Origin of the sequence: Nonomuraea sp. NPDC049269 (assembly GCF_043197155.1) — a bacterium.
In the GTDB taxonomy this organism is placed as follows: Bacteria; Actinomycetota; Actinomycetes; order Streptosporangiales; family Streptosporangiaceae; genus Nonomuraea.
The window spans coordinates 411,351-423,636 of sequence record NZ_JBICSO010000005.1; the positions used below are offsets into that span (position 1 = coordinate 411,351).

13 protein-coding genes are annotated in these 12,286 nt (G+C 68.4%); 7 read left to right on the top strand and 6 right to left on the bottom strand.

Annotation, left to right across the window (positions count from 1 at the left end):
* Positions 1 to 4: 4 nt before the first annotated feature.
* Complete coding sequence (locus ACGFNP_RS29430; RefSeq protein WP_393324457.1) at positions 5 to 1,447, bottom strand: MFS transporter; 1,443 nt, start codon at positions 1,445 to 1,447, stop codon at positions 5 to 7.
* Positions 1,448 to 1,544: 97 nt separating this feature from the next.
* On the opposite strand from ACGFNP_RS29430, the gene ACGFNP_RS29435 reads away from it, so the two are divergent.
* The 7 genes from ACGFNP_RS29435 (at position 1,545) to ACGFNP_RS29465 (ending at position 6,441) form a co-directional block, all read left to right on the top strand.
* Complete coding sequence (locus ACGFNP_RS29435) at positions 1,545 to 1,991, top strand: MarR family winged helix-turn-helix transcriptional regulator (protein WP_393324460.1); 447 nt, start codon at positions 1,545 to 1,547, stop codon at positions 1,989 to 1,991.
* A gap of 212 nt (positions 1,992 to 2,203) precedes the next feature.
* A complete protein-coding gene (locus ACGFNP_RS29440) occupies positions 2,204 to 2,407 on the top strand; it encodes a cold-shock protein (RefSeq protein ID WP_030475722.1) in 204 nt (67 codons plus the stop codon).
* 158 nt (positions 2,408 to 2,565) lie between these two features.
* On the top strand, positions 2,566 to 3,396 hold the full coding sequence (locus ACGFNP_RS29445; protein WP_358312339.1) for an ACT domain-containing protein: 831 nt from the start codon (positions 2,566 to 2,568) through the stop codon (positions 3,394 to 3,396).
* A 155-nt stretch (positions 3,397 to 3,551) separates the two neighbouring features.
* A complete protein-coding gene (locus tag ACGFNP_RS29450; RefSeq protein ID WP_393324465.1) occupies positions 3,552 to 4,130 on the top strand; it encodes a hypothetical protein in 579 nt (192 codons plus the stop codon).
* Positions 4,131 to 4,135: 5 nt separating this feature from the next.
* Positions 4,136 to 5,185: a hypothetical protein gene (locus ACGFNP_RS29455; RefSeq protein WP_393324468.1), complete on the top strand. Its 1,050-nt coding sequence runs from the start codon at positions 4,136 to 4,138 to the stop codon at positions 5,183 to 5,185.
* Between the two features lie 229 nt (positions 5,186 to 5,414).
* Complete coding sequence (locus ACGFNP_RS29460) at positions 5,415 to 6,206, top strand: hypothetical protein (RefSeq protein ID WP_393324471.1); 792 nt, start codon at positions 5,415 to 5,417, stop codon at positions 6,204 to 6,206.
* Positions 6,207 to 6,276: 70 nt separating this feature from the next.
* On the top strand, positions 6,277 to 6,441 hold the full coding sequence (locus tag ACGFNP_RS29465; protein WP_358312327.1) for a hypothetical protein: 165 nt from the start codon (positions 6,277 to 6,279) through the stop codon (positions 6,439 to 6,441).
* A gap of 138 nt (positions 6,442 to 6,579) precedes the next feature.
* Here ACGFNP_RS29465 and ACGFNP_RS29470 read toward each other — a convergent pair whose 3' ends face one another.
* The 5 genes from ACGFNP_RS29470 to ACGFNP_RS29490 all read right to left on the bottom strand — a co-directional run bounded on the left by ACGFNP_RS29470 (position 6,580) and on the right by ACGFNP_RS29490 (position 12,276).
* Complete coding sequence (locus ACGFNP_RS29470) at positions 6,580 to 7,986, bottom strand: DHA2 family efflux MFS transporter permease subunit (RefSeq protein WP_393324475.1); 1,407 nt, start codon at positions 7,984 to 7,986, stop codon at positions 6,580 to 6,582.
* Position 7,987: 1 nt separating this feature from the next.
* On the bottom strand, positions 7,988 to 9,613 hold the full coding sequence (locus ACGFNP_RS29475) for an AMP-binding protein (RefSeq protein ID WP_393324478.1): 1,626 nt from the start codon (positions 9,611 to 9,613) through the stop codon (positions 7,988 to 7,990).
* 102 nt (positions 9,614 to 9,715) lie between these two features.
* Positions 9,716 to 10,573, bottom strand: coding sequence for a family 3 encapsulin nanocompartment shell protein (locus ACGFNP_RS29480; protein ID WP_358312318.1), 858 nt, complete (start codon positions 10,571 to 10,573; stop codon positions 9,716 to 9,718).
* Positions 10,574 to 10,585: 12 nt separating this feature from the next.
* Positions 10,586 to 11,296: a sulfotransferase family protein gene (locus ACGFNP_RS29485; RefSeq protein ID WP_393324482.1), complete on the bottom strand. Its 711-nt coding sequence runs from the start codon at positions 11,294 to 11,296 to the stop codon at positions 10,586 to 10,588.
* Entirely contained in the window at positions 11,293 to 12,276 is a 984-nt protein-coding gene (locus ACGFNP_RS29490) for an aldo/keto reductase (RefSeq protein WP_393324485.1), read from the bottom strand. Before ACGFNP_RS29490 ends, ACGFNP_RS29485 begins: the two co-directional genes overlap by 4 nt.
* Between the last annotated feature and the right edge of the window lie 10 nt (positions 12,277 to 12,286).

Genomic DNA, 12,286 nt, shown 5'->3' on the forward strand with positions numbered 1-12,286 from the left:
CCCGCTAACGCCCGGAGCTCCGCGGGCCGGTGATGAGGAAGACCGCGAGCGCGGCCAGGCAGAGGAACCCGGCGGCGCCGAGACTCGCCACGTTGAAGCCGTGAACGGCCGCCCGGGCGGCTGCCGTGGGATGCGTGCGGAGATAGCCGGCGGCGACCGTCCCGGCGATCGTGCTGAGCAGCGCCGTGCCGAGCGAGGCGCCGATCTGCTGCGAGGTCATGACCATGGCCCCGGCCACGGCGGTGTCGGCCCCCGCGCCGAGGGTCGCGGTGCTGTTGGCGGCGACCAGCACCCACCCGGTTCCGAGGCCGACCAGCGCGAACACCGGGAGCACGTGCGCCCAGTAGCCGCTGTCGACCTGTAGGAGACCGAGGAGCGCGAGCCCGGCGGCGATCGTCAGCAGCCCAGGGCACAGCAGCGATCGCACCGGCGCCCGCATGAGGAGCGGGCTCACCAGGCGTACGCCCAGCATGAGCCCGGCGGTGAGGGGCAGGAAGGCCAGACCCGCCCGGACCGGCGAATAGCCGAGCACGTTCTGCAGATAGAAGGTGAGGAAGAACAGCGCGGCGAACATGCCCACCGCCAGGCTGAGCACCGCCAGATAGGACCCGCTCCGACGCCGGTCGAGGACCACCCGCAGCGGCAGCAGCGGCCCGGCGACCCTGCTCTGCACCCAGACGAACGCGGCGAGCGCCAGGACGCCGACGGCCAGCGCCCCGAGGGTGCTCGCCCCGCCCCAGCCGTCCGGTTCGGCTCGGGCGAAACCCAGGACCAGGGCCATCAGGCCGATGGTCGCCAGCAGCGCCCCGGCGACGTCGACGCGTGCCCCCGCCGCGCGGGGCACGGGACGGACCGCGTAGAGCACACCGGCTCCGGCGACGAAGGCGATCGGCAGGTTCACGTACATGCACCAGCGCCAGTCGAGGTAGTCGGTGAGGACCCCGCCGAGCACGACGCCCACGCCGGAGGAACTGCCCATGACGGTGCCGTAGATCCCGAACGCCTTACCGCGCTCCGCGGGCGTGGGAAAGGTGGCGGCGAGCGTCGCCAGCACGGACGGAGTCACCAGCGCCCCGAAGACACCCTGCAGAGCCCGAGAGGTGAGCAGCATCGCCGGGCCGATCGCCGCACCGCCGATCGCGGAAGCCAGGGCGAACCCGGTCAACCCGATCATCAGGCTGCGCCTGCGGCCGAGGAGATCCGACAGACGGCCGCCCACAAGCAGCAGCCCGCCGTACCCCAGAGCGAAGATCGTGATCACCCACTGCCGGTCCGGATCCGACAGATCCAGTGATCTCTGTACGGACGGCAGCGCGATGTTCATGATCGTCAGGTCCAGTCCGATCATCAGCTGGGCGGTCGCGACCGCGGCCAGCGCCCACCAGCGCCGGGGGACCGGGGCGGCGGGGTCGGAAGGAAGCCGGGAGGAGCCGACTGCTGTGGACATGTCACACCTCGCGAAATTGATTGGCTCGGCCAATGTTTGTCGGGCAAACGGTAGCAGGGATCGTGGGGAGCGCCAACGGATTGGCTAGACTTTCCGCATGGAGACAGCCCCCAGCCGCCTGCGCGGGAAAGCAAGCTGGCTGATCAACAAGACCTCGCTGCACGCGCACCGGCTGCTCACCGAGGGGCTGAGCCCGATCGACGCCCGGGGCTACCACTTCGCGATACTCGCCGCGCTGGAGGAGTTCGGCCCCGCGAGCCAGGCGAGCCTCAGTCAGCGCTGCGGGATCGACCGCAGCGACACCGTCGCGATGGTCAACGAGCTCGCCGACCAGAAGCTGGTCGTACGCGCTCCCGATCCGGACGACCGGCGGCGCAACGTCATCACCATGACCCCGGAGGGCCGCCGGCGGCTCGATCAGCTCGACGTCGTACTGGGCGAGGTCCAGCGCGACCTGCTCGCCCCGCTGTCACCCGCCGACCGCGAGCGGCTGGTCGACCTGCTGGGCCGCGTCCTCGACCACCACACCCGCTCGGCGGACTGACAGGGTGGCGTGTCGGCCCATCGGCAGGGGTCACGTGCTATCCTGAACTCAGTTGCAGTTCTGGTACCCAATGAACTTTGTGTGCGCCTGACGGGACGTAGCCCCCTCAGGCGCATTTTGTTTGCCGGTCATTTCCGGATGGGTCATTTCGGCGACGTGGAGCCCGTGACGTGCGGGTTCTGACTACTGCGCCTATCCAAGAGGAGATCGACATGGCGACTGGCACCGTGAAGTGGTTCAACGCAGAAAAGGGCTTCGGCTTCATCGAGCAGGACGGCGGCGGCGCTGACGTCTTCGCCCACTACTCCAACATCGCTGCCCAGGGCTTCCGCGAGCTGCAGGAAGGCCAGAAGGTCAGCTTCGACATCACCCAGGGCCAGAAGGGCCCGCAGGCCGAGAACATCGTTCCCGCCTGACGTTACGCACAACGAGCCGGGGTTCGCACCTGAAGAGGTGCGGGCCCCGGCTCGTCGCGTTGCGGGGCCGAGTCGCGGGCGCGGCGCCCCGTGAGCGTTAATGTCGGCGAAACCGCACGTCACGTGGCCGCGAAACAGCCGGCTGCCATCCTGCCTCCATGAGCGATGCGAAAGATGTAGATCGGGCGCACACTCCTGAGCAGGCCACCGCCTCGTGGAAGCGTGAGGTCGTAGAGCTGGCGGTGCTGTTCGTCGCGGTCGGTCTGGCCCACCTGTTCGCCACTCTTATGGGGCACTCCGCCCCGGGCCCCGCGGTGCTGATCGCCCTCGGGGCGGGGCTGATCGTCTGTGCCTTCGTCCACAAACGGCTCGGCACGCGGCGCGGAACCCGGCGTCACGCCGCCGAGGTGATCGATATCGAGGGAGGCCGGCCCATGAAGCTGTGGCGTATCCGCACTCGGGTGGTCGACCGTCCGGGCCGGCTGGCGGAACTGGCCGCGGCGTTCGCCAGGCTGGACTGCAACGTCCTGGCCCTGCACATCGCCGCGACAGGCAGTAGCGCGATCTCCCCGTCCGGCTGCGACGCGCTGGACGAGTTCGTGGTCGAGACGCCCGCTCAGCTGAGTGAGAAGGACCTGCGGTCGGCGGTCGGAAAGGCCGGCGGGCTCGACATCGTCATCGTCCGCGCGTACGTCAAAGACCTGGTCGATCCCGGAGTCCAGGCCCTCGTCCTGGGCCACGCCGTCAGCGAGGATCCGGAGCAGTTGCCCCATGCGATGGCGGAGCTCCTGCGCGCCACGGACGTCCAATGGCGACTTCCCGGAGACACCGTCGCCGGCGGCGGCGAGTCCGGCACCACCATGGTGATCTCCGTCCATCCCGAACGGGCGCTCCTGGTCAGCCGCCCCGCGTTGCCGTTCACACCGACGGAGGCGGCCCGAGCCGCCGCGCTGGCCGCCAGCGTGAGACAGCGGCGCTACTCAGACTGAACGCCGCAGCCAATGATTACATATAGTCATCATATGATCACAAAGAGTTGATAGATGCTTGCTCGGGCCGTTTCAGGCGGGTGATCGCGGAGCAGGATGAGATCACCCGGGAGCGCATCCAGACAGGACGCCGGGTTCTACGGAAGGAATCGGCAATGTTCAAGAGCTGTCTGCGCCTCCCGCTGGTCGGTGCCGCCGGTGTGCTGGCCGCCACGATGGTGGCCCTTCCCTCGCAGGCCGAGGAGTGCCCGGACTCGACCACCTGTCCCACCACGGTGACCTTCACCGTGACCGCCGAGGACGGCCTGAAGGTCAGCGTGCCGGATTCCAAGCTCATCGGAGATGGCGCGGGGGGCCAGCAGATCACTGCAGTTCTTGGCCCGGTCACCGTGACCGACGAGCGGGCCGCGCTCGTCGCCACCTGGGTGTCGTCGGTGGACGCCTCGGCGGGTGGCTTCACGACGGGCGGTGGCACCCCCGCGGAGACCATTCCCAACACGGATGTTCTGTACTGGTCCGGCGCCGCGACCGCCACCACTGGTACCGGCACCTTCGTCCCCGGCCAGGTCAACGCGGCGGCCGCGCAATCGCTGAACGTATCGCGCACCGCCTACAGCAAGGTCACCGGCTCCGGTGACAACTCCTGCACATGGACCCCGTGGCTCGTCATCAACCTCCCCGCCCAAGCGGTGGCAGGCACCTATACCGGCACGGTGAACCACTCCATCGCCTAGCTCATATGCCTACCTCGCTGTTGCGCAGGCCCGTCTACACGACGCTGATGGCGCTCCTGCTGCACGTGGTGATCAGCGCTCCCGCGGTCGCGCACTCGGGGAGCCGGGACGGGACGGGTTCGGGCGGCAGGGACGGCATCGGCATCAAGCTGCTGGAGGTCCCCGCCAACCGGATGGACGACCCCCGTTCGCGCGTCTTCATCGTCGACCATGTCAATCCGGGCACCACCTTCACCCGGAGCCTTGAGGTCTACAGCACCTCACGCGAGCCTCAGCACGTGGAGTTGTACGCGGCCGCCGCCGGTATCAGGGGTGGCCGCTTCACCTTCGCGCCGGACCGCACCTCCAACGAGCTGAGCGAGTGGGTCAGGCTCAACCGTTCGTCCGTCGACCTGCCGGCGAACGGCAGGACGCGGGTGAAGGCCACTGTCGCCGTGCCGCAATGGGCCAGCAAGGGAGAGCGGTACGCCGTCGTATGGGCACAGGTCTCCTCCGACAAACCTGGAGCGAAGGGAAACGTGAAGCTCGTCCATCGCGTCGGGATCCGCTCCTATCTCGATGTGGGCTTGGGCGGGGAGCCGCCCTCGGACTTCGAGATCGGCGAGGTGGTGCCGGGGCGAACCGAGGACGGACAGCTGAAGATCGTGGTGGACGTCTCCAACACCGGCGAACGCGCGCTCGACTTCGGCGGAGAGCTGTCGCTGTCGGACGGGCCGAGCTTTCTGCGCGCCGGGCCCTTCCCGGTCAACCGCGACACCACCCTGGCGCCCGGCGACCAGGGAAACGTCGTCGCACTGATGGGCGACGACCTGCCCGCCGGGCCATGGAGGTTCCACCTCACCCTGCGCAGCGGCCGGATCAGCCATACGGCGACCGGAACGCTCACCTTCCCCGAAAAGCCCGGAACGTCGGGCCTGCCGGGGTCATTGGACTCCCCGTGGACGCTGGCCCTCGCGGGCGCCGGGCTGGTAGCCCTCATCGCCGGGGCGGTCCTCCTCGTCGCGTTCCGTCGCTTCCGCGCGCGCCGGTCGAGTCCGACGCGAGGTTCGGCATGACTTCCCGTAATTGATGAGTGCCATTGTTTGTTTTTAATTGCCGCGGCGTCCAGCCCGACTAATCACTTAGGTGGCTTATAGGAGAGATGTCCGATCACTGTGGTGTCGGATTGGTGATGATCCTCTGTCTATGAACATTCTTGTGGCTACAGCGCCTGGCTCACGTTATCTTGTCACGGCGGATACTTCTGTGGACCGGTAGCTCAAGATCGGCAAAGGACGTCGGCTGATGAAAAGCAAGCGCGCCTGGCAGGTCATGCGGAGTTTCGCCGACAAGGCGCTCCTCAACCTGCCCGTCACGGCAATTCTTGGAATGGCGGTCCCGGGCCTGGGAGTCGCGGTCACACTTGTCGATGATCAGGCTCACGATGCCGTTGTCCTGGCTTTATTGATTTGCGCGGCGCTCGGCGGACTTTCGATATGGCTGAGGCACACGAGCGATGGCGGCTACAAAGAGATCGCCGCGCGAATGGCTCGGACGCTGTCCGGCGGAGGCCTCCCGGTCATTGTCGCCCTCGGCCGGCTGTGCAGTAAGAACGACGCGCTCCAGGCGCAGGCCGCGGCCGATATTCTGATCCACCAGATCGTCGCCGCGGCCAGGCGTACCTGCAGCCATGCCAAGCAACCGAGCTTGACTCGGGCCGCTTACTATAAGTTCGGACAGGATGGGTATCTACAACTGGTAAGCGCGCTCTGGGGAGTCGGCTCGCCGCGGAGCAGGTTGGGTGTCGATGGTGATCACGATAAAGATCTCCTGCAATTCGCATCGAACCATCTGCGGGTGAAGCGCGTAGATGATATTAGCCGGGAAGATTGTTTCCTCGACGTCCTGGAGATGGGGAAGCCCCGGTATAAGAGCTGTATCGCCAGCTCTGTCGGCGTCAAGGAGGCCGGTCTCAAAGAAGGGCTGCTCGTGGTGGTCTCGCCCGAGGCGAAAGCGTTCGAAGATTCGGATGTAGAAGCGCTCAGACTGCTCGGCGGAGCGCTGGCCGCAGGTCTGGCGCATGTTCGTGCTCTGTGAGACTTTGATGGCAGCGCATCGAAGGGGCAGTCAATGCAGGGAGGGAGCCTAAATGGAAAACGGACCTACTGTGAGTGACGAAGTCATCGAAAGAGCCGAGCAGGTCGCGGACGAGCGGCTTGATGTGGACGAGTATTACACCGACGTCGAACGACGCGCCGTCCTGCTGGTGGAGAAGGAAGCCAAGAGGCGCCGCGCGAGACTTGGACTCCGCTGGCGGGCGACCGGAGCTTGATCGATGGAAGTTCCCCGGGCGGCGGCGCCTCCGTGGATTCAACGGGTATGACTACGCAGCGCAGCCAGTTGCGGACCGTACGTTTGAGGTTGGCTCACCTCGGGCCCGGTCAGCCGTTCTGCTCTTGGAACCCGTCGGTCACGGCGGCTCCGCGCCGGATTCGCGCTGACCGGCGTCCGCCGTGGCGGGTGCCTCTGGACTGCGCAGACCCGCGGCGGCGACGGCGATGAAGGCGCAGATCCCGAGCATGGTCGCCCAGACGCCGTGATAGGCGCCGATCACGCCGACGCGGTGCCCCGACAGGACCAGCACGAGCGCCGACACGCCGATGACCGCGCCACAGGCCCGCGAGGTGACGGACAAGGCGGTGCCGGTGGCGAGCCGCGCGGGCGGGATCTCGGCGACGGCGGCTCCACTGAGCGACGTGACCAGCACGGCGATGCCCACCCCGGTGACGACGACCGCGGGGAAGACCACCGTGAGGTAGGCCGGGCCGCCTCCGGTCGCGACCGCCAGGCAGGCCGTGGCGAGCGACAGCAGCACGACACCGCACAGCGCCAGCCTGCGATGCCCGGTTCTCGCCGCCAGCCGTCCGGCGATCGGTGCGGTGAGGACCTGCGCGACCGCTCCTGGAGTGACGGCGAGCCCCGCCTGGGTCTCGGAATATCCCCAGATCCTGGTCAGGAACAGGATGTTGGCCAGTGGCAGGGCGAACATCACCAGGCCGAGCAGGAACATCGCCAGGTTGGCCCGCTGCGTACTCCTCGCCCGGAGGATTCTCAGGTCCACGATGGGAGCGGGGTGCGAGCGGGCCCGCCGAACGAACAGCACGCCGAACACGACGCCCGCGACCAGGGCGGTGATCGTACCCGGGCTGCCCGGCCCCCACGCGTCACTCTGCACGATGGCCAGGGAGGGCAGGCCGATGGCCGCCACCAGCAGGATCAGGCCGACGATGTCCGGCAGCCGGGACGGGGTGGACGGGGGCGTGCGGGCCAGGGTCCGCCACGCGCCGGCCAGCACGACGAGCCCGACCGGCAGGTGCAGGAAGAACACCGTGCGCCAGTCCCAGACGCCGACCAGCAGCCCGCCGAGCGAGGGCCCGGAGGCGGTCGCCACCGACTGCGTCGCGCTCCACAGTCCGATCGCCGTGCCACGCCGCTCCGGCGGGTAGTACGGCAGGATCAGGGCCAGGGTCAGCGGGGTGATCACGCCGCCGCCCACGCCCTGCACGACCCTGGCGGCGATCAGGATGCCGGCCGAGGGGGCGACCGCGCACAGGGCGGCGCCGATCACGAACACTGTCAGACCGGCGAGGAAGACCCGGCGATAGCCGAACCGGTCGGCCAGGCCGCCCGCCGGCAGCAGCGCCGCCGTGAACGTGATCGCGTAGCCGTTGAACACCCACGACAGTTCGGGCAGCCCGCTGCTCGGAAAGCTCCGGAGCATGTCGGGGAACGCGATGTTCGCCAGCTGTACGTCGATCGCACCGAGGAAGGCGCTCCCGCACAGCACCGCCAGCGGGAGCGCGCGGGATCCGCGCATCTCAGCTGGACGCCGCGCCGAACCGCTCCCGGAGCTCGACCTTTCGGATCTTGCCGGTGAGGGTCCGTGGCATCGCCTCGACGAGTTCGAGGCGCTCGGGCCAGAACCAGCTGTTCACGCCGGCGTCCTCCAGGTGGGTCCGCAGGTCCTCCAGCGTGGGCGGCTCACCCGACGGCGTCACCACGGCGCACACCAGTTCGACCAGTTTGGGGTCCGGGATGCCGATGAGCGCGATGTCGCGGACGGCGGGGTGCCGGCCGAGCAGCGCCTCGATGTCGCTGACCGGCAGCTTGAGACACATGTTCGCGATGATGACGTCCTTGGTCCGGCCGGAGATGCGCACGCCGCCGTAGCCGTCGTCGCGGGCCAGGTCGCCGGTGTCGAACCAGCCGTCCGGCGTGACCGACTTGGCGTAGATGTCGTCGCGCCGGTAGTAGCCGAGGCATTGGGCCGCGCCGCGTACCTGCAACGCGCCGATCTCGCCGGCCTGGACCGGCTGGTTCTCCTCGTCGACGATGCGCGCCTCCATGCCGGCCACGACGGTGCCGTCGCTCTCGCCCGCCCGCTCCGGCGGGTCTTCTGGCCGGGTCATGGTGACGCCGCCGTTCTCGGTCATGCCCCACAGCGCGTACACCCGTACTCCGAGGATCTCGCTCACCTGCTCCACCAGGTGCGGCGGTACGGGCGCCGAGCCGGACACGAAGATCTGCAGAGTGGGGATCTTCCGCGGATTGGCCTTCTGCTCCTCGCTGATCTCCCGGGCGAAGGGCGGCGTGCCGTAATACATCGTGACGCCGTGCTCGGCCATGAGGTCGAGGTAGACGCCGGGGTTCCAGAGGTCGGCCGTGACCGCGGTGCCGCCCAGCATCAACGCCTGTAGGTACGTCATCACCAGGCCCACATAGTGCATGGAGGTCTGCGCCGTCATGATGACCAGGCTGTCGTCCAGGCCGTACGCGTCCCCGTAGCCGCGGATGGCGGCATGCAGGGTGTTCTGGCTGTGCAGCGCGCCTTTGGGCTCTCCGGTCGTCCCCGAGGTGAACAGGATGAGGAACGGATCGTCCGGGCCCAGCGCGCGCCCGGCCAGGTCCGCGGGGTCACCGGGTTCGGGGTCGAGCAGGTGCTCCTCGAATCCGAGTGACCCGGCTGGGCCGTCGCCGCCGAGGACGACGACGTGCTCCAGGGTCGGGATCTCGCTCGCGAGCGTCATCGCGGTCTCCGCGGTCGGCAGGTCACCGAGGCGGTTCACGGTGATGAAGACGCGCGCCTCGGTCAGCCGGATCATGAAGTCGAGCTCGCGATGCCGGTAGATGGGGAACTGCGGCGCGATACGCGCGCCCACTTTGATGCAGGCCAGCGTCAGAGGCAGCATCTCCCGGCGATTGGGTAATTGGATCGCGACATAATCCCCGGGCCGCACGCCCAGCCGGATCAGGCCGTGGGCGATTCGGTCGGTCAGCCGGTCCAGTTCCGCGTAGGTGACGACGTCGGTACGGCCGTCGGCGACCCGTCGGCTGATCAGCGCGGGCTTGCCGGGAAATGCCGCCACGTTATGCCGAAGGTCATCCAGGAAGGTCGCGTTTCGCCACCAGCCGTTGCGCCGATATTCCTCATGTGTGTCCGTCACGGCCGTCCGCCTTTCGTCAGGCGCCCCGCGGACGCCTTTGTCTCCTCATTGCCATGAAATTCAAAGTACGGCATATAGGGCGATTCATCGCCGGCCGTTTGATCAGTGTTTCTCCGCAGGGGTGACGAGGAAGAACAGCGTCGGGAGATGGACCGCGACTCCCTCCCACACCTCCGCGCAGACGGCCACGCCCGGCCGGGCGAACGTGCCGGGCGGAGGTTCGGCCACGCGGATCACCGAGCGACGTCCGTCGAGGAGCCTGGCCGCCACGGAGATGTCACCGACGAGGGCGGACCCCGGGCTGATCCACCGGTTGCGGCAGATCTTCATGCCGTTGCCCGTGGCCAGGTCCGTCAGCAGGCCGTTGCGGCCGACGAGCCAGTGGTAGTAGTCGTTCGGGTTGATGATCATCGCGTGCGGCGTGGCGCCTGACTGTTCGACCTCGTCACAGGCCGCCAGGACTCCGGCGACGTAGTCGGTGTCGTAGGGGAGCCGGGCGATCTCCGGGTGGTCGAGCAGGAGGTTGGTCAGCGCGAGGTTCTCCGCGGTGGCGAGCCGTACCAGGAGCCGGTAGTCGAGGAAGGTGGCCAGCGCGGCCGGGTCGTCGGCCAGCCCGTCGGGGATCTGGACCCATGCCCGGATCGGGTGCACCCCGGCCTCGGCCATGCCGAACCTGAACGCCGCCTCGCGGCGGACGTCGGAGTCGCGTACCGCCTTCCGCTCCTCCTCGCTGGGCCGGGACTCGGTCCAGAACCGGGCGACGTCGTCGGCCGGGCGGACCTTGAGCAGGTTGCGCACGGTCAGCCGGGGCCGGTCCTTGGTCGGCTCGTGTGCCTCGGTGATGGTGTAGTCGAAGGTCACCTCCGCGTGGCTGGGATCGGCCGCGAACGCCCGCGCGAATGCCTCGCCCGGGGACTGCTTCACGGTCGGCGCGCCGGCTGGGGCTGTGTCCGTTGACATGGGTGCTCCCGGTCAGAAGTCGTGCTGGATGAGCCGCTGGTAGAAGGGCAGATGGTGGTCGTAGAACGCCTTGAGGGCGGGGTGGTTGTCGACGGTGTCCGGGTAGGTGTTCCGGCGGTCCTCGAAGCCGGCGCTGCTGCTCGCGTCGAGATGCCATCGGCGGGTCCGCCGCCACTCGGGCCGATCCCCTGAGTCCCATGTGAGCGCCCGGGGGAGGAACGGCAGGCCGGCGTACTCGCAGAAGACCTCGGCCACCTTCGCCGGCTCCCGCACCAGCCGTTCCGTGCGGATGACGAGCGGCCTGCGCCCGGTGGCCGACCAGACCAGCTCGAACAGCCGGTGCAGGCGCTCGTAGCCGATCTCCGCGCAGGTCACCGCCGGTTTGATCGCGTAGTGCGAGCTGATGGTCGGCTTGGGGTCGCGGACGATGAAGGTGTGGACGATCCCGGCTAGCTCGCCGGGGTGGTCGAAGAGGTAGGGGTACTCGTAGTCGAGGACCTCCTTGACGAACACCGGCCGCACGCGGGCCAGCTCTTTGAGGCCCATGAGAAGGTCCTTCTCCGAGCGTGCCATCGCCTGGCCGCCGAGCGGGACCGCTCCTTCCTCGGTCAGGGCGAGGAACGGCTCGTGCAGGACGGTCACATCGCCGCGCTCGATCATCATGCGCAGGAACGCCGTCGAGGCGGAGCGGGAGTGCGCCCACATGATGATCACCGGGTTCACCCCGACCACCAGGCCGGGACGCGGTCCCAGCGGTGCCCGCGGAGCTCCTGGAGCAGCGCTTCATCGAGCGGCCGGCCGTCGCTGACCGCGAGGTTCGCCCGTACATGTGCGGGTCGGCGCATGCCCGGGATGACCGTGCTGACCGCCGGATGGTTGAGGATGAACCGCAGGGCGAGTTCGGGGAGCGACGTGCCCTCGGGGACGGCCGCCTTGAGGCGCTCGGCCCGTTCGACGCTCGGCTGGAGGTTCTCCGCGCAGAAGTAGGTGCTGCGCCAGTCCTCCTCCGGCCAGGTGCTGCCGGCGGTCAGCGTGCCGGTGAGCGTGCCCTCGTCGAACGGGACGCGGGCGATGATCCCGACGCCGTCGCGCAGCGCGCGGTCGAACAGCTCGTCCTCGGGCGCCTGGTCGAAGATGTTGTAGATCACCTGGATGACGTCGATGAGACCGGTGTCGAGGGCGGCGAAACAGTTGGCCGGTTCCCACCGGTTGACGCTGATGCCGACCGCGTCGATGACCCCTTCACGCTTGAGGTCGGTGACGGCCTCCTGCCAGCGCTCGTCGGCCGCCCACCGGTCCTCCCAGGTGTGGAACTGCATCAGGTCGATGCGCGCCACTCCGAGGTTCTCCAGGCTTCTGTACGTGTACTCCCTGATGTGGTCCGCCGGGTAGGCGTCGTCGAGGGTGTCGTCCGGTCCCGGCGGCCATTCGCGGTTCTTCGGGGGGATCTTCGTGGCGACGTACAGCCTCCGGTCGGGATGGCGGCGGAGCAGCGCGCCGAGCAACTGCTCGCTGATCCCTCGCCCGTACACCCAGGCCGTGTCGAAGAAGGTGCAGCCCAGCGCGACTGCCTCGTCGAGGCAGCGGGGGGCGACGTCGTAGTCCCAGCCGGTGAAGTTGCCGGGGCCGCCGCCGATGCCCCACATGCCGTATCCGACCTCGCTGACTTCCCAGCCGAGGTTTCCCATCTTGCGGTGTCGCATCCCTTGAACC